A 17899-nucleotide genomic window follows, 5' to 3' on the forward strand; every position below is an offset into this window, starting at 1 on the left:
GGCAAAGTGTCAAAACATTGATGCCTTAGAAGTACAGCGCGGAGTTTGTTATGTGTTCAATTTTTGCCATTCTCGATATCCAGTCCGATGCCAAAGCCATGCGTCAGGTAGCATTGGAAATGTCCAAATTGCTGCGTCACCGGGGTCCCGACTGGTCAGGCATCTATGCCGATGACCACGCCGTACTGGCCCACGAACGCCTTGCCATTGTCGACATTGAACACGGCGCCCAACCACTGCTGAGCGAAGACGGCAGCCTGGTGCTGGCGGTGAACGGTGAAATCTACAACCACAAAGAACTCAAGGCCGAGCTTGGCGACAAGTACAGCTACCAGACCAACAGTGACTGTGAAGTCATTCTGTCGCTGTATCAGGAGTACGGCTGTGATTTCCTCGACAAACTCAACGGCATCTTCGCCTTTGTGCTCTATGACAAGGCCAAGGGTACCTACCTGATTGGTCGCGACCATATAGGCATCATTCCGCTTTACACTGGCCACGACGCCCAGGGCAACTTCTACGTGGCCTCTGAAATGAAGGCGCTAGTGCCCGTGTGTAAAACCGTGGAGACATTCGCCCCCGGTCACTACCAGTCGAGCACTGACGCTGAAGCCGTGCACTACTATCAGCGCGACTGGAAATCCTATGAAGCCGTGGCCCAGAACGAGGCCAGCGTAGATGATCTGCGCGCTGCGCTGGAAGCCGCGGTCAAGCGTCAGCTGATGTCCGACGTACCCTATGGCGTACTGCTCTCAGGCGGTCTGGACTCGTCCATCGTGTCGGCCATCACCCAAACCTTTGCCAAGCGCCGCATCGAAGATGACGATGAAAGCGAAGCCTGGTGGCCACAGCTGCACTCTTTTGCGGTGGGTCTTAAAGGATCGCCGGATCTGGCCGCATCCCGCAAAGTGGCGGACGCCATTGGCACCATTCATCATGAAATCCATTTCACCTTCCAGGAAGGGCTCGATGCCATCAAGGATGTGATTTATCACCTGGAAACCTACGATGTCACCACCATTCGCGCAGCCACCCCTATGTATCTGATGGCACGTAAAATCAAGGCGATGGGCATTAAGATGGTGCTATCAGGTGAAGGTGCGGATGAATTGTTTGGTGGCTACCTGTATTTCCACAAGGCACCAAACCCGCAGGCATTCCACGAGGAGCTGGTACGTAAACTCGACAAGTTGCATCTGTTCGACTGCCTGCGCGCCAACAAGGCCATGGCAGCCTGGGGACTGGAAGCGCGGGTGCCTTTCCTCGACAAAGAATTTATGGACGTGGCCATGCGCTTAAACCCCGCCGCCAAGATGTCCGGTAAGGGCAAAATCGAGAAGCACATTCTGCGTGAAGCCTTTGAGCATAAGCTGCCCGCCGAAATTGCCTGGCGCCAGAAGGAGCAGTTCAGTGATGGCGTAGGCTACAGCTGGATTGATGGCCTCAAGGAGGTGGCGGCTGCCCAGGTGGATGATTTGCAGCTTGCCAATGCCCGCTTCCGCTTCCCGCACAACACGCCGGAAACCAAGGAAGCTTATTTCTACCGCTGTTTTTTTGAAGAATTGTTCCCGCTCGAATCTGCCGCGCTCACAGTACCCGGTGGCAAGAGTGTCGCCTGCTCTACTCCGGAGGCGCTGGCCTGGGATGCAAGCCTGCAGGGCGTTATCGACCCTTCAGGCCGTGCGGTAAGGGAAGTACACGTACAAAGTTACTGAACCTAAAAACACCAAAGCCCCGTTCAATGCGGGGCTTTGGCATATTATTTCAAGGGTTCATGCCTGCTGTATCTGCGCCAACTATTAATGGACAACAACCGGCCTTTGGCGTTATCAAGAATCATATGCTTTTGTGCCTCGCTCGCCTGATGCCAATCGAGAATTTCCTGATAACTTCTGCCGCAGCCCAAACATATGTCTTCATCGTTCAGGCAACAATTTCTGACACATGGTGTGTCCATTTTGTGTCCCTCAGGCTAATTTTTTAACGTAATTTGCTTTATCCAATTCTCTGACTTCGAGTGTCAGACTGGAAGCTGAAATGCCCGCCTTTGCTATTGCGTACACCATAGCCTCCATCAAAGCGTGTTTCTTCTCACTGCTGCGCCCGGGCATTATCGCGATGGTGACATGAATAAAACTGTCGTTCCCCTCACCTGTTAACGCCGATTGTGCCAGATGGGCTCTGGTCTTCACTGAGGCTGGTTCAAACAATCCGCTGCTCAACATGGCACCATGACAGGCCTGAGTTAAGCGGCTTGCAATATCCGCGCCCACAACATTGGCGGAAAAATCAATAACGCAATGAGGCACATTCACTCCTGCTCTGACCAAACAGCAAACTCATTGCCGCTTGGACAGGTAAAGTGGAAACGACGTCCACCGGGAAAACTGAACACCGAACGGACTATCTGCCCTCCGTGATGGATAATCTGTTCCTGTTTTAGCGCCAAATTATCGCTGTACAGCACTATCAGTGGAGCAGATTGCCACAAAACCGGCATTAGCCTGATAAAAACCCCCGTCAATGCCCACATCAATAAAACAACTGTACTGTGGACCGTAATCCATAAACGACCAACCAAACGCAGTGGCAAAAAATGCCTTGGTTGCATTTAGGTTTCGACAGGGGATCTCCAGATAATTAATGGTATCAATTCGGTTCATTTATTCACCATCGCATCCTGCATGGTCTAAACACAGTAGCTTATTCCCATCAATAGTGGACATTTTAAACATATCAGTAACCAGTTTAGCCCTGCAACACCCCAGCCACAAGACCAATAAGCCCGCCAAATACCCCCCCCCAAACAACCAACCAGCCCAGGTGTTCACAGATCATTTCCTGCACCAGGCTCTTGACCAGCTCCGGCGTCAACTCATCGAGACGACTTTGCACAATTTGCGCAATCTGGCTTTTGAAATCACTTAGGATCTGTGGACTTTCCAACGCTTGTAGCAGGTTTTCGTGGAATCCATCAGAGCTGGCAATGTCAGCCAGTGAGGCTTTCATCTTTTCTTCAAAGGGGGCCTTCATCGGCTCAAGGGCATCCACCCCGCCAAACATCGACAACATACCACCAAAGGAAGACTGTGCCACTGTGGCCACCAGGGCATCAAACGCAGGACTTAAATCCAGTTTATCGATAACAGGCGTCAGATCCAGTATCTTGCTGCCGGTCTGACCGCTCAGAAAACGGTCGATGTTTTCATCGGTAAAAAACTGACTCATCATCAGGTTATGAATAGCCGCCTTAAAGGATTCGAACTTGGCTGGAATAACCCCTGATCCATAAAGTCCCGGCACCTTTTCGAACAGCATATGAATAGCCAGCTCGTTTGTTACCGCACCCGATAATGAAAAAAGACCAACTGATGTAACCAGCGGCTGACTGCTGGCAACACCAACCGCCGTCACTGCAGCAGCCACCCCATTGGTTATCAGACCCTTATTCATCTAATTCCTCGATTGTCCAATGCAAAAAACAGCGCATTCTAACAAGTACTCCAACCGAGGCCAATGCGCTTACCGAGACGCGATTAGCTGATAAATATTCTGCTGACCTGTATCAGGGTCGAGCATCACCGAGGTGTTATCGTCGACTAACGTCCGACGGACACAGAGAACGTCCGTATCTTTGGTAAGCTCCAATGCTTTATCGGCAAGACGTTGGGCGACGCCATGCTCCCGATACGCCGGGATGACATAGCTGTCGTCAAAGTACCAAACCGGTTTTAAGTGCAGCGAAGAAAAAGAAGGATACAGTTGAATAAAACCAATGGCGTTGTGCTCATCCATGGCCACAAAAATGACTGAGTCATTCTCACTTAAACGAGCAGCAAGAAACTCTCTTGCCCCGATGGCATCCGTCTCTTTACCAAGATTTTGTCTGTAAGCGTTAAACAGGGGGAGTAATGTATCGAGATCGTATTCGGAGGCTAAACGTATGTGCATGCTTCTTCCTTGAATTTACCGACGCTCCAGGCAAGCGGAACGACCCGACAGAACTTAACATAATGAAATTAAAAAAGACACTGTGAGACTCGACCGCTGATTAACAAAGAATGCCCCACTAGATTCTGGGGTGTTTGCGTAAATCCCGATACTCAAATGACTGGCTGTGAAGACGCTCAATATCCAGGGCATTCAAAAAAGCATATTCGGTAACTTGAGCCACCATCTCAGGCTCACCAAATATAAACAGGCGCTTGTCACGGGTAAGCACGTGACGCTCCTTGAGGATCTCCGGGACAGCGGTGAGTCGGACACGGTTATTGTCGATTCGCTCTTTATCATTGCGGGAACCAATCAGTCCCTGATAAAAGAAATTGCGATGCTCCAACATCAGCTTCAGCAGCGGCCGATGAAGGTAAAGATCATCAAGAGTTCTGCCCCAATGGTACAGATGGACAGATTTGTTATGTCCTGCCTGCAGTGCCGTGTGCACCACACCAAGTGCGGGACCAATGCCGGTACCAAACGCCACGACAATAAGCTCATCATTCAGATATTCATGACGATAATCGCAGCGCCCCCAGGGACGGGTAAGCATCAGTGTATCGCCCACCTTAGTCTCATCACAAAGCCACTGACTGAATTTGCCATTACGTTTTCGCCGCACATGAAACGCGATAGTGCCCTCTCCAAGCCCGGGTGCAATGCCATAAGTTCGGCCCATTTCATGCCCCTCGCCATCCCCATTGAGCACACGCAGCCCCACGCAAAGGCCACAGTGAAAGCCCTCACTGCTTTCGGGTTTGAGCACCAATCTGAGTACATGGTCACCGATAAATTGCTTATCAAGCAAGCGGGCCGGTATATTCAGCGCTTCGGCAGGCATCGACAGCTGCATACCCTCATTTGGCACACACTGACAGGCAAACAACAATCCCTGCGCCTTAAGTTCCGGCTCAAGCCCTTTTTGCGCCCTGGCTGGTGCATCACCTTTAACAAGTTTCAGTAAACAGGAGCGACACACCCCTTTGGTACAAGAGTAATTATGAGAATATCCAGCCCGTTTAAGGCTGGATAAAACGGTTTCGCCGGACTCGGCATGAAAGCGCTGGTTATCCAAAAAAAACAGCGTCATGACGTATCAGTCGCTCCAGGTCGGAAATCTACAAGAACAGCTTAAGGTGCTGACAATCAAAGGTAAAGTCAAGTTATTGCCTTGCCAACAAATGCACACTAATGGTGTAGGACAGCCCAGAAAAATGTCATTTACCTGCGGTTCAGCGAGGCCAGAGATAATGCCAATCGGAGTAATCCGTCAGCCATTGCGGTCGATACACAACCAGCATTGAAATGGCCATACCGTTTAATAGTGCCTCCGGAAACATCATTAATACCGAAAGCGAAAAATAGTCCCGCCACAGCACAGACCACTCAACACGACCCGATAAGCCTAACCACAACGACCAAAAGCCTTCATGAGTCAGTTGCGATAAACCCGCGTTGGCAAAACCACTGATAAAAATCAGCACAAACAGATTTTTCGGCAGCAGGTAAAAACTGCGGTTATGAATGACAAACGCCACAAACATCGGCAGGCACACGCCCATCAGGGCATAAGCGCCAAAATAACCGGGTGCCTTGAGTACAAACACACAGTAAAAAGCACTCGGCAGCATCGCCAGTACGGTTGCCAATCGCCAGGAAAACATCAGCATAAGTGTGACCAGCCCAAGAAAATGCAGCTGTAACAAACCGTGGATACTGGCATTAAACAACCAAAGACCCATCATGACACTGAGCGCCAGCAGCATCCTGCCCTGAAGTTGCCGGTTAGCAGTAAGCTCGGTCAATTCTCGTCCGGGATAAATCAGCCAGAGCCAAAACGCGAGCAACACCAACCCCAGCGCATCGGCGCCGCTTAACTGCCAATGGATGTTGGCCACCTGGTTGTGCCAGAACTCGAGCATGAAAATGAATTGATTCCCGATTGGATATGGGTACTCTGTGAGTATTAGTGATTTTTGTGGAAAGAGATCAGTGTTAATCAGAAATATCCTGCTTACCCTCGCCGTTTTCGGCCTTGGCGCCTGTTCAAGCTACGCCCCCGAAACCACACAACCCGATGTCAGCTATGCCGGCAAAATCCGCGATCGCCTAACGACCAGCATCGAAGACAATGGATTGAAACTCTTCACTTATAACGTCAACACAGCGGCTTCAGCACTGCCCGAAACCTTGTCGCCTTTGCCAAGCAGAAACCTGTCTTCAAACCTGCGCAGCCGCCCTTCGGTAGATTTGACTGACTGGACCGAACAAATCGAAATAGGCCTTGCACGTACACTGGCCATGTCAGGCTTCTGCCGTGAGGGAAGCACTGAAATCAGCCGTCTCATTCAGGCTGACCGCGCCGAAATTCGCGGAGAATGCAATGAAAGTGCATCCGACGCTGACAGGCAGCGTTTTGGTAACAAAGGTTAGATAAGCCCAAAACGAGCAGTTTCGAGTCTTATCAGTGCCCTTTTAAGTGGTAAAGTCGCCCCCATTTAGGTAGTATTCGCCGCTCGATTGTGGAGCTCATTATGAACAGACGACAGGCACTCATCAAAAAAATGGCCAAGCGCACCAAGGCCCGGGAAAACAAAAAAGAAAAGCCCAATGCAGGTGCCGCCAAAGACAGATACATCTCCAAGGCTGAGCGTGCCAAGATGGAGGCCGAAGCGAATGCTGTGGAAGAGGCCGAAGCTGACACTCAGGGAGCTGAAGATGCACCGCCAGCCGTGGCTGACGAGCAAAATGGCCTGCCACGTCAATAAGCAAAGCTCAGGCAAGTTCTCCCCCAAAGCAGCGTCATCAGGCACATAAAAAAGGCTCCCATGGAGCCTTTTTTATTGGTAAAACCCTGCTGGCCGCACCGAATTAACGGGATGAATGCCCTTTATCAGACACTGAATCAGCTTGTGGAGTGACCAAAAACTCGGTTGCTTCCTGGGCGCCCAGGCAGTCTTTCTCCTCTGTGTGGGTTGCCATTTGGGTAAACGAGGATGACAGCGGGCTGCTGCTGGCGGGCATCACTTCATCATCCACATCAGCTCTGACTCGGGAGTTATTACCCTCTATCGTCCCAACCAAACGATAGGCCGTGTACACCCCTGCCACGCCAAAGAGTACCGAGCCAATCACCTGGCCGATAAGGACGCCGTAAACACCACCATATTCAGCGCCAAGCCAAATAAAGGGCAAGGTGCCCAACGTGGCCTTGCCCACGTTAAACACGGTAGAATATTTGGCTTTGCCGAGGTTGTTAAACGTAGCATTGGCAACGAACAGGGCACCTGAGAACACAAAAAATACCGCAATATAGGTTAAGAAGAATCCGATAAACTCAGCGGCATCCCCTTTCATATCAAACATATGGACAATATAGTCCCGGACAATAAACAGCAGCAGCGACATCCCCAGTACATAAGCAGTACAGAACAGCAATGACTGAGTTAAGCACTCCCGCAGCCTGTCAAAACGCCGGGCACCGAAGTTTTGCCCCACAATGGGACCTATGGCTCCCGAGAGTGCAAAGATCATCCCGAACGCCACCGGCGTTAAGCGGCCAAGCACGGCCCAACCGGCCACATAACCATCACCAAAGCCCGCAATAGCACGGGTCATAAAGCCATTCCCTATGGGGGTGGCAATATTGGTCAGCATGGCCGGTCCGGCGATGGCGAAAATGGGCGATAAGTCTCCCATCACCCCAGCTACCGTGGGCTTTGTCCCCAACTGATGTTTGATAAAGACGCCACGCCCGGCCACCAGCAGCACCGATAACCTTGCCAGCACAGATGCCACTGCCGCCCCTTCAATGCCCATGGCCAACAGAAAGATAAAAATCGGGTCCAGTACCAGATTCACGCCGCCGCCCACCAGGGTCGACACCATGGACAGCTTTGCATCGCCAACGGCTCTGAGTGCGGCGCCCAGCGCCATCGCAAGACAAATCAGCGGCAGCGAAGGCACCAGAATATAGAGATAACTCGCCGCCAGCTCTGCTGTGCGGCCACTGGCACCAACCAAGGCTATCAGCGACGGAATGTTAAGGGTGACAATAATGGACACCAGAGTCGACACAGCCAATGTTACCAGCAGCGAACTCATCATCAGCCGCTTGGCATTTTCAGGCTCTCTGGCGCCAATGGCGCGGGACACCTGCGCCCCCAGCGCGATCGAGAGTCCAATGCCTATCGAGGTAGTAAAAAATGAGATAGTGCCCGCATAGCCAACCGCGGCGGCAAGCTCTGCTTCCCCAAGCAGACTCAGAAAGAAGATATCAATCAAATCCACCACAAACAGGGCCGAAATGCCCACAGCAGCGGTGGAACTCATCACCAGAATGTGACGAAGAATGGAGCCTTCAACAAATTTGGCATCGGTCATGGTAGTGGCTTAAACCTCCCGCTGCAGTTCGCTGCCACAGCGATTACAGTATTCGGCGTCCTGATCGTGTCCGGTTTTCAGGCAGTTGCTGCAACGGCGCAGGTCGCGATTGCGGCCCATTTCCTGGGAAATCTCGGCGGTAAGTATCCCGGTAGGGATGGCAATAATTGAGTAACCTATCAACATAGTCAGCGCCGCAATTGCCTGACCCAACACAGTTTTTGGAGTTATGTCACCATAACCTACCGTGGTAATGGTCACTATGGTCCAGTAGATGGATTTGGGGATGGAGGAAAAGCCATTCTCCGGACCTTCCACCATGTACATAATGGCGCTGAGCACCATGATGATAAGGCTCACTGAGAAGAAAAACAGAAATACCTTACGACTGGACTGCATCATGGCCTTGAGCAGCAAATTGCCTTCACTCAAATAGCGCAGCAGCTTAAGCACCCGAAAAATCCGAAACAACCGCAGTACCCGAATGATGAGGGTAAAATTCGCACCGGGGAAAAACAGCGCCAGATAACTTGGCAGCACCGACAACAAATCCACAATACCGTAAAAGCTGCGGGCATATTGCCAGCGATTGGCACTGCAGTAGATACGCAGCAGATATTCGAGGGTAAATATCACAGTGAACACCCACTCGAGCACGTGGATAAGGTCGCCCCAGCGCTCGTTAATGCTTGACACTGTATCCAGTAGCACCAGGGTCACACTGGTAATAATGCACAGGATCAAGACCAAATCGAACCAGCGCCCGGCAGGAGTATCTGTGCCAAAAATAATGATCCTGAGTTTTTTCTGTAGCTCGCTCTCTGACGCAGAAGGCGCTTGAGTCATCTTTACCTGTCCCTGAAATTCCTGATATGGCGGCAAAACACCAAGAAAGATGCCACCAGTTTGCCACGCACTGGAGTCTTGCTCAAAAACAATTCTCAATCAGGACTCTGCTGACTTTTCAGCGCAAGCCTGCTTGGGTAGAATCGGGATGCGTGAGGCGCTTTATCATATTGTTTGGGGAAATCATGTTCCGTTTGTTTTGTGTTGTGTGTTTGCTGGCCACCTTCAGTGCCAGCTCTGCGGCCATAAAGCCAGGTCAAAAAGTGGATTTGGTGGTAGTCAACAAGTCCGATGCCCAAATGGAGGTGTATTACCGCGGCGAGCTCATAAAAAGCTACCGCATTGCCATGGGCGACAATCCCAAAGGCCACAAACTTAAAGAAGGGGATCAGCGCACACCCCAGGGTCGTTATATCCTCGACTTTAAAAAGGCCAATAGCGCCTATTATCGCTCCATTCATATCTCCTACCCCAACGAAGAAGATCTGCTGCGCGCAAGCGCATTGGGCATAAGTCCCGGTGGTGCCATCATGATCCACGGCCAGGATCCCAAATCGCCCCTCAGCGCCGAAGAAGCCCAGCAGTATAACTGGACCAATGGTTGTATCGCCGTAACCAACAGAGAAATGGACGAGCTGTGGCAACTCATTGACCCCGGCACCCCGATCGAAATCTGGCCATAAGGGGTAATGCCTGTGCACGCAAGTGAGCTTTACGCCAACTGGGGCGAGTTTGAAACCCATATCCTGTCTCTGCTCGACAAACTCGCCCTTGCAGACTTGCAGCTTGAGTGCGACCACGCCTCACTTCGGGTCAACAGTGTGGCGGCCGCAGAGCAATTGCAAACCGATTTCGGCCAACTTGGGGAAATCATCAGCAACAACATCATTAATGGCAGGCCGATTCTGATTATTCGTCTGCATCAGCCGCTTACACTTGGCAGCATGTCGGTGCCCTGCATCGAATTGCCCTTCCCCTCGGATAAACACTATCCGGTGGAGGGTTGGGAACATATAGAGCTGGTGCTGACCGGCGAGCATCCTGCACAAACCTGTGAGGAACTCGCCACCCAACTGATCACCAAAGTGCCCTCTATTGCGTCTGTGATTAATGGCAATACCGAAGTAAAAGTTAAAATGAGTTCTCCCAGGGGCGAGGCCGAGCGTCTTGCCAACCCCACTATCGCCTTTGGTTATCAGGGACTGACGGTGAAAGTGCATCCCCACGGCATTGAGGCAATTGTCGCCAGCGAGCAAGCCTGAACACCCACAACAGCGTCAGCCACGGGGGAATTTACGCCTGAAGCAGTTAACCCGGTCTTAATGTCTCGCGGTTAGGCTAAGCGTTTCACCAAGCGAACAGACAAAATCCGGAATTGCACTTTTTACCGCTTATTTCGGCGGCAATTCTTGGGTAAAGTAGCCTGAGCATTCAGCGGGCCTGGCCCGTAACACCTTGATGGAGGAAGTCATCCATGACGTCGGTGACCACCAAAAAACACCCCAATGGTCTCGATTATGTCGAAATCGATACCCGTTTTTGTAAGGCGCGGATTTTTTTACAGGGCGCTCAGATAGACTTTTTCCAACCCGCAGGCAAGGCGCCGCTGTTATGGGTGTCAGACGCAGACGATTATAAACCCGGCAGTGGTATTCGTGGCGGTATTCCCGTTTGCTGGCCCTGGTTTGGTACGCACAGTAACCCTGACTTCCCACAGCATGGATTTGCCCGCACCCGTTTATGGCATCTTTCAGATACCAGGATAGTGGATGAGGCTGTTGAACTCACCTTCTCCCTGGCGTTGAGCGAAGACGATAAATGTTTCTGGCCACATGACACCCAGGTACAAATACACTTTCATCTGACCGACACCCTTAAAGTCACCCTGGTGAATCGCAATCTGGGCACAAAAACCGTTACCCTCACCCAGGCGCTGCATACCTACTTCCCTATCCAGGACGTCCATGCGCTGGTGGCCAAGGGCTTCAGTGGTGCCAAATACATAGAGTTCGGTGAAGGGCCTTACGCTCAGGATGGTGATGAGGTGACCTTTAACAGGGAAACCGATCGGGTCTACACCGACCTGGGGCCAGTGCAGACGCTGCATACCCCGGAAGGCGTAATTGAAGTGAAGCGGGAAAACAGCCAGTCAGCTGTGCTGTGGAATCCCTGGATTGATAAGTCCAAGTGGCTCGCTCGCTTTAACGATGAAGACTACCTCACCATGGTATGCCTTGAAGCAGCCAATGTGCTGGAGGACAAACTGGTGCTGGAGCCCGGCCAAACACATGAGCTCACCACAGTGATCCGCTGGAAATAAATATTCGTTACTTCTAAAAAAACGCGCCCTATGGCGCGTTTTTTTATTGCAATGATTTATCTTCAGCACAAAACGCCGCTTTACCCTTTACAAACCGCCCCACGTCAATAGCAGCGTTTGATTTCACTCAGGCGTGACATTAAAACCATGCCGCCAACTGCTCCAAATAACGACTTAATCAGCAGCCCAAACATAAGCAAATCAGCTCAGCGTTTGAATTACCAACTATAAAAGTCCGGATAAAAACTAAGCCGCCAACATTGGCTTGCCAGCATCCGCTCCAGTTTGGCCGGATTTCTCATTGCCTAAACTGCACGTTCGTGCAAGTTTCCTTAACAGCATTATAACAATAATGAGGAGAACTCATGCACATCAAGACTCGAAAGCACTGGCTACCAACAACAGTAGCTTTGGCTGTTGCCCTCAATCTGGGCGGCTGTTTTTCAGATAGCGACGATACTGCCCCAACACCTGAGGCGCCAGTGGTAACGCCACCGGCCACCGGCGGCCCAACCTTCCCTGAAGGTGCCATCATGGTGGAGGCTGGCGAAAATCTCACTACCCGCATTCAGGAAGCGCTGATCAACGCCCAAAGCGGCGATGTGATTGTGCTGCCCAAAGGCCGCTTCGAAATCCAGTCGACCCTGCTATTTGATGGCGACGTGGATGGCGATGGCGCTTTTGCCAAAAACGTGACCCTGATGGGCTACGGCAAAGACGACACCATTCTGGACTTTGCCAACGCCAACTCCGGCGACGGTATTTTCGTGCAAAACGCGATGAACATTACCATCCAGGACCTGTCGGTATACGAAGCCAAAAACAACGGCATCAAGCTGAAAAACACCAATGGCATCATACTGCGCCGTCTTGGCGCCGTATGGGAAGGCGCACTGGACAAAGACAACGGCGCCTACGGCCTGTATCCGGTGGAATGTGAAAACATCCTCATTGAAGACACCTACGTCCGAGGCAGCGCCGATGCGGGCATCTATGTCGGTCAATCCGAGTACATAGTAGTGCGCAACAACATCGCCAAGGAAAACGTGGCAGGTATTGAGATTGAAAACAGCCGCTACGCCGATGTTTACAACAACGAAGCCATGGGCAACACCGGCGGTATTCTGGTGTTCGATTTGCCCATCAACAACCACAGATACGGCTCCAGCGTGCGGATCTTCGACAACAAGGTGTACGATAACAACACTCAAAACTTCGCCAACGCCTCGGCCAACCCTGCCGGTGTGCACATTGTGCCTCCCGGCACAGGCGTGATTGTGCTGTCCACCAACGATGTGGAAATCTTCAATAACCAAATCACCAACCACGATACCCTGGGCCTGACTGTCTCAAGCTTCTTTATTGCCGAGCCTGAGATCAGCGACTTTGTCGCCAACTATGGTCAGCCGGGACAGTCCATTGAAGATGGCTGGCGTCCAGTGCCGCGCAATATCTATGTCCACGACAACGAGATAAGCGGCTACGGCCAAAAGCCCAACGGCTACCTTATCACAGATATCATTAATGCCTTTATGCTCACCCACGGCGCCATGCCGGGGATCCTTTACGATGGTCTGGGAGAGCTTTTGGCCAATAACGGCACCGCCGCCTACCTTGGCCTGAAGGAAATGCCTTTTGCTGAGGATGGCAGTGACAACGTCTGTATGCAAAACAATGGCGATGTCAGCCTGGGTCAGCTCTATGGCAACAGCAATACTGATTTGAGTATTGCCGATGTAATGTATGAAAAAACCCAAACCAACCTGATGAAATGTGCCCAGGTCAGTTTGCCGGTGCATACCGTCACCTTCGGCGAAGAAATCTTCGGCTGCGGCGTGGATGACGACACCGCCGGTTGCGATGGCGGCAACCTGATTGGTGGCGGTGGCACCATTGGCGATGGCGATGGCGGCATCATAGGTGATGGGGATGTGAGTCTGTGCGGCACCAGCGGCAGCGGCGTCAACTGGAATGCCCTTGCCAAGGCCAATTGCCCCAAACTGTCAGACTATAACCTGTTTGTCGATGCCAAAGACCCGACCCAAAACGCCAATGGTGGTATGCCTTACGATTTGAATACTCAGCTGTTTACTGACTATGCCAGTAAGTATCGCTTCGTGTTCCTGCCGGATGGCACCAAGGCGCAGTACTCCGAAAACGAGGCCTTTGACTTCCCGGTAGGTTCGGTAATCACCAAGACCTTCGCCCTGCCCGCCGATACCACCAAGCGTGGCATTGAGAACGAAGATCTGATTGAAACGCGGCTGCTTATTCACCGTGCCAGCGGCTGGACAGCGCTGCCCTACGTGTGGAATGCCCAAAAGGATGAAGCCGTACTGACCAAGCCTGGAGCGGTACAGGCCAAAACTGTCATGCACAAGGGCGAGTCCCTGACCTTCGATTACATAGTGCCTTCCATAAATCAATGTAAACAGTGCCATCAGTTCAAGGCAGAGGGTGATGACTACCCACGCTTTGTGCCAATCGGTCCCAAGGCGCGCTTCCTCAACGGTGACTTTGCCTATCAGGACGCCACCGTAAATCAGCTCAGCCGCTGGCAGAGTGCAGGTATTTTGCAGGGCCTGCCTGAACTTGCCTCTGTGCCTAAGGTGCCGGCTTACCATGATGGCGACGAAGCCAAGGTAACCAGCATGGATAGCGACACCCTGATGAACACTGCCAAGGGGTATCTCGATATCAACTGTGCCCATTGTCACCGCCCGGAAGGCAACGCGTCCAACACAGGCCTCAAACTTGAGTACTGGCGCGCCTACGCCGATGACAACGGCTTCTCCCACGGAACCTGCAAGCAGCCGGTTGCCTACGGCGGTGGCAGCCTGGGTTACGATGTGGTGCCCACCAAGCCCGAAAGCTCCATTCTGCACTTCAGGATGGCCAGCACCGAGCCTGGCGATCGTATGCCGGAAATCGGTCGCAGCCTGGCTCATACCGAAGGCGTCGCCCTTATCCACGAATGGATAAAGCGTCTGCCCGCAGCCGCCTGCTCCAACTGATGACCATTGAGCATCTCTGATAAATAGGCCGGTCATTCCGGCCTTTTATTTGGATATCAACAGAAGGAGGGCACAAGATGCCGAAAGCGAGTTACGGTAAGACTGCAACGATTGTGCTGCTGACTGCACTGCTCTGCCTGACAGCCTGCGGCGGCTCAGATGATAGCAGTGCTCCCCCACCCAGTGCTGGCAATGGAGGAACAGGCGGTGGTGGCACAGGAAACGCAGGAGCTGGCTCTGACACCGGCCTTTGCAGTTCAACCGACGGCGACATTAACTATCAGGCGTTGATGCAGGAAAACTGCGCCAGGCTGAGTGATTTTCGCCTGTTTTCCGACCCTGCCGATCCGGGCAGCAAACCAAACGGTCGCGGTGAGCCCTACATGCTTGCCAGCGAGCTTTTTACCGATTATGCCATCAAACGCCGGGTGCTGTTTTTACCGGAAGGCAAACACATGTCACTCAATGGCAATCAGTTTGAATTTCCCATTGGTACTGTACTGGTAAAAAGTTTTTATCTGCCGGCTGATAGCGCACAAACCGATCCTCTTAGTGCGAAACTCATCGAGACCCGCCTGCTTATCCACCGAGAATCAGGCTGGACTGCTCTGCCTTATGTCTGGGGCGAAGGCGCCAGCGGAGCTGTCGAAGCTAAGCTCACCGAAACGGGCACAGATATCCCCCACAGCCTCAACCGCGGTGCTGAGGCTTTGAGCTTCAACTATCACGTGCCAAGCCGGGCGGAATGCAAACTCTGTCACCAGGAGTTGCAAAACAACCTGGCGGTAATAAAGCCGATTGGCCCCAAACCACTGTTGCTGAATCGGGACATAAACATTATTGGCAGCGACGAGGCTGTTAATCAGCTGGGCTATTTTAAAGATAAGGGCCTGATAACCGGTAGTGTGGAGCTGAATGCACTGCCGCGCACCTATGCCATTACCGATGAGGCCAGCGACCTTACCGCCCGCGCCAAAGGCTATTTGGATGTGAACTGTGCCCATTGCCACAAAGCCACTGGCTTTGCGAGCGTATCGGGGCTAAGGCTTGGATTTGAGGTTGACCATCAAAGCGTGCAATACGGCATCTGTAAACAGCCACCGGGTTGGGATGGCGGCGAGCGTGGGCTGTCATACGATATAGTGCCGGGCAATGGTGACCACTCGATACTGGTGTACCGCCAAACCCTGTCAGCCCCCAAAGACAGAATGCCACCGCTGGGGCGCAATCTGGTTCATCAGGAAGCTGTAGAACAAATCAGTCACTGGATTGATTTGATGTCCCCAGCCCTTGGGAACTGCCAATAAGGCGTTGAAACTTACCGGGCGGCGCGCCAAGCCAATGCTTGAAGCTCGCCCGAAAATGACTCACGTCGGTAAATCCCAGTCGCTCGGCAATGTCCTCTGCACTGAGGTTTGCCTGTAAAATCAAACTGATGGCAGCCTGACTTCTCACCTGATCCAACAGGCGCTGATAACTGCAGTCATTATCAGCCAACTTACGCCTCAAGGTTCGTTCACTCATACCAAGGGCTTGGGCCATTTCCGCCTGAGTCGGCAGCAGCGGCATCTGTGACTTGAGTTGATACAGCACCACATCAATAAAACTGGGCTGAGGCAAACAGGGCTCCTTACGCTCTTCATCGCTGAACGGGTAACGCACAGGTAAGGACAAGGTAGCCAGAGACACACGCCACTCGTAAAAAGGGGCGTTAAATTGCGGGCTGACGCCACAGAGGGCCGTTATAAAGTCGCAAGCCTGATCCGGACCGCCCAACGCAATGGATTCAAGGGCAAACGCTTTATGACATAAGGCTCTTCCCAGCACGACCAGGGCACCGACACTGTATAAAAAATGGCACTGAAATTGAGCTGGAGTTAGCCGCAACGTATTAATCCAGCGCACGCTAAGCCCTGTGTCATCCAGGGTAACCAGGCTGTCGTTAACCGAACCTGCCCATTCCGGATTATCATTCAGCAGTCGAAAGCAATCACCCAAGGTCTCACAACGGGCAAGGTAGCCTTTTAAAAAACCCAATTCGGCAACAGTGTAACTGGCCGAGGCACGCATACCAATCTGGCCATCATCACTGAGGCTGCAAAGAGCCTCCATGGCAGCCGCAACCTGCCAGACCGGCACCAGCGTCATATGCGCCAATACCTCAGGCGCAACACCTAGGCGCTCACAAATGGCCCGATAACTGGCCTCACCAAAAAGCCGTTTGATGGCACCCAACACTTGAGCCAACTCCCACGCTGGGTACCCTTGATCCCCAACCATGGCGCCGGCGCGATAATCTGACATGTTTACAACCGTTTGTGATCCCCGTACTCAATGTTGTATACCATTTATGGGATTAAGAAAACCCCGGCAAACTCGTCAGTACGGCTGGGTATGACGCAAATAAAAGATACAAAAAAGCCTGCAAAAGCAGGCTCTTGAAATATTGCGTTTGTCATTCTGCTCAAGGCAGCGGTTTATTCTTTTCCGCCAGCTTGCCAAAGAAAGTGTTCACCGACAGCGCAGCGCTGTGGGCGAGTTTATCGGCGAGCTTTTTCTTGGGTTGGAAGCGTACTTTAATCAAAGTTCTGTCCTTTGCGGCCAAGAGCATCAAATCGTCACTGGTGGCGATTTCGTCCACCAGCCCCAACTCCAGCGCCTGCTGTCCGTACCAGTGTTCACCGGTGGCAACCTTGGATAAATCCAGTTCCGGACGATACTTGCCCACAAAAGCTTTGAACAGCTGATGGGTTTCTTCCAGCTCTTCACGGAACTTCTGCCGGCCTTCTTCGGTGTTCTCACCAAAGAGTGTCAGGGTACGTTTGAACTCGCCGGCGGTGTGCTGCTCGTAATCGATATCGTGTTTTTTCAGCAAGCGATTGAAATTGGGCAACTGAGCCACTACACCTATCGAGCCGACAATGGCAAAAGGTGCGGCATAAATACGCTCAGCAACACAGGCCATCATGTAACCACCACTGGCGGCCACTTTATCGATACAGATGCTAAGAGGGATGTTGGCCTGACGCAGACGATCAAGCTGGCTTGCTGCCAGACCATAGCCATGCACCATGCCACCACCACTTTCAACATTTACCAACACTTCATCACCGGCTTCCGCCACAGTGAGAATGGCACTGATTTCTTCGCGAAGTGACGCAACCTCATGGGCATCAATACTGCCTTTGAAGTCGAGAACGAAGGTGCGAGGTTTGGAGTTCTCATCCTTCTCAGCAGCTTTGCTTTCTGCTTTTTTCGCTTTTTCGTAGGCTTTCCAAGCCTTTTTATCCAAAAGCTCATGTTTCAGATGATCTTTCAGATGCTCAAGCTCTTCTGAAAC

General features: G+C 52.0%; 18 protein-coding genes and 1 pseudogene. 8 read left to right on the plus strand and 11 right to left on the minus strand.

Annotated features, from left to right (window positions below; all coding sequences use genetic code 11):
- Positions 1-50 precede the first annotated feature (50 nt).
- On the plus strand, positions 51-1715 hold the full coding sequence (gene asnB, locus ABYK60_RS11905) for an asparagine synthase B (protein WP_372872237.1): 1665 nt from the start codon (positions 51-53) through the stop codon (positions 1713-1715).
- A 44-nt stretch (positions 1716-1759) separates the two neighbouring features.
- Here the strand turns inward: asnB and ABYK60_RS11910 are convergent, their stop codons facing one another.
- From ABYK60_RS11910 to ABYK60_RS11940, 7 genes and pseudogenes are all read right to left on the minus strand, one after another.
- Positions 1760-1957 (minus strand): DUF1289 domain-containing protein, encoded by a 198-nt coding sequence (locus ABYK60_RS11910; protein WP_372872238.1) that lies wholly within the window; start codon positions 1955-1957, stop codon positions 1760-1762.
- 10 nt (positions 1958-1967) lie between these two features.
- Positions 1968-2309 (minus strand): 5-carboxymethyl-2-hydroxymuconate Delta-isomerase, encoded by a 342-nt coding sequence (locus tag ABYK60_RS11915; protein WP_372872239.1) that lies wholly within the window; start codon positions 2307-2309, stop codon positions 1968-1970.
- A 2-nt stretch (positions 2310-2311) separates the two neighbouring features.
- Positions 2312-2663, minus strand: a pseudogene (locus tag ABYK60_RS11920) (VOC family protein).
- A gap of 85 nt (positions 2664-2748) precedes the next feature.
- On the minus strand, positions 2749-3453 hold the full coding sequence (locus tag ABYK60_RS11925; RefSeq protein ID WP_372872240.1) for a DUF445 domain-containing protein: 705 nt from the start codon (positions 3451-3453) through the stop codon (positions 2749-2751).
- Positions 3454-3522: 69 nt separating this feature from the next.
- A complete protein-coding gene (locus tag ABYK60_RS11930) occupies positions 3523-3951 on the minus strand; it encodes an N-acetyltransferase family protein (protein ID WP_372872241.1) in 429 nt (142 codons plus the stop codon).
- 118 nt (positions 3952-4069) lie between these two features.
- A complete protein-coding gene (locus ABYK60_RS11935; protein ID WP_372872242.1) occupies positions 4070-5086 on the minus strand; it encodes a 2Fe-2S iron-sulfur cluster-binding protein in 1017 nt (338 codons plus the stop codon).
- Positions 5087-5228: 142 nt separating this feature from the next.
- A complete protein-coding gene (locus tag ABYK60_RS11940) occupies positions 5229-5918 on the minus strand; it encodes a hypothetical protein (protein ID WP_372872243.1) in 690 nt (229 codons plus the stop codon).
- 70 nt (positions 5919-5988) lie between these two features.
- Between ABYK60_RS11940 and ABYK60_RS11945 the strand changes: the two genes are divergently transcribed.
- Both ABYK60_RS11945 and ABYK60_RS11950 read left to right on the plus strand, forming a co-directional pair.
- Positions 5989-6429 carry a hypothetical protein gene (locus ABYK60_RS11945; protein ID WP_372872244.1) on the plus strand — a complete coding sequence of 147 codons (441 nt, stop codon included), beginning with the start codon at positions 5989-5991 and terminating at the stop codon, positions 6427-6429.
- A 101-nt stretch (positions 6430-6530) separates the two neighbouring features.
- Positions 6531-6764: a DUF2986 domain-containing protein gene (locus ABYK60_RS11950; protein ID WP_372872245.1), complete on the plus strand. Its 234-nt coding sequence runs from the start codon at positions 6531-6533 to the stop codon at positions 6762-6764.
- Between the two features lie 103 nt (positions 6765-6867).
- Here ABYK60_RS11950 and ABYK60_RS11955 read toward each other — a convergent pair whose 3' ends face one another.
- Positions 6868-8379, minus strand: a complete 1512-nt coding sequence (locus ABYK60_RS11955) for an MATE family efflux transporter (RefSeq protein WP_372872246.1) — start codon at positions 8377-8379, stop codon at positions 6868-6870.
- Between the two features lie 9 nt (positions 8380-8388).
- Positions 8389-9225: an ion transporter gene (locus ABYK60_RS11960; protein WP_372872247.1), complete on the minus strand. Its 837-nt coding sequence runs from the start codon at positions 9223-9225 to the stop codon at positions 8389-8391.
- Between the two features lie 185 nt (positions 9226-9410).
- Here ABYK60_RS11960 and ABYK60_RS11965 point away from each other — a divergent pair, with 185 nt between their 5' ends.
- From ABYK60_RS11965 to ABYK60_RS11985, 5 genes are all read left to right on the plus strand, one after another.
- Positions 9411-9908, plus strand: a complete 498-nt coding sequence (locus ABYK60_RS11965) for a murein L,D-transpeptidase family protein (protein WP_372872248.1) — start codon at positions 9411-9413, stop codon at positions 9906-9908.
- 6 nt (positions 9909-9914) lie between these two features.
- On the plus strand, positions 9915-10487 hold the full coding sequence (locus tag ABYK60_RS11970; RefSeq protein ID WP_372872249.1) for a VOC family protein: 573 nt from the start codon (positions 9915-9917) through the stop codon (positions 10485-10487).
- 212 nt (positions 10488-10699) lie between these two features.
- Positions 10700-11545: a D-hexose-6-phosphate mutarotase gene (locus ABYK60_RS11975; RefSeq protein WP_372872250.1), complete on the plus strand. Its 846-nt coding sequence runs from the start codon at positions 10700-10702 to the stop codon at positions 11543-11545.
- Between the two features lie 365 nt (positions 11546-11910).
- Positions 11911-14559, plus strand: a complete 2649-nt coding sequence (locus tag ABYK60_RS11980; protein ID WP_372872251.1) for a parallel beta-helix domain-containing protein — start codon at positions 11911-11913, stop codon at positions 14557-14559.
- A 77-nt stretch (positions 14560-14636) separates the two neighbouring features.
- Positions 14637-15866 (plus strand): SO2930 family diheme c-type cytochrome, encoded by a 1230-nt coding sequence (locus tag ABYK60_RS11985; RefSeq protein WP_372872252.1) that lies wholly within the window; start codon positions 14637-14639, stop codon positions 15864-15866.
- Here ABYK60_RS11985 and ABYK60_RS11990 read toward each other — a convergent pair.
- Entirely contained in the window at positions 15817-16863 is a 1047-nt protein-coding gene (locus tag ABYK60_RS11990) for a helix-turn-helix domain-containing protein (protein ID WP_372872253.1), read from the minus strand. The two genes, ABYK60_RS11985 and ABYK60_RS11990, sit on opposite strands and share 50 nt — an antisense overlap.
- Before the next feature lie 160 nt (positions 16864-17023).
- Positions 17024-17899 (minus strand): protease SohB (gene sohB / locus ABYK60_RS11995; protein ID WP_372872254.1); only part of this gene is annotated, 876 nt, incomplete at its 5' end.

Source organism: Shewanella sp. (assembly GCF_041630135.1).
Lineage (GTDB): Bacteria > Pseudomonadota > Gammaproteobacteria > Enterobacterales > Shewanellaceae > Shewanella.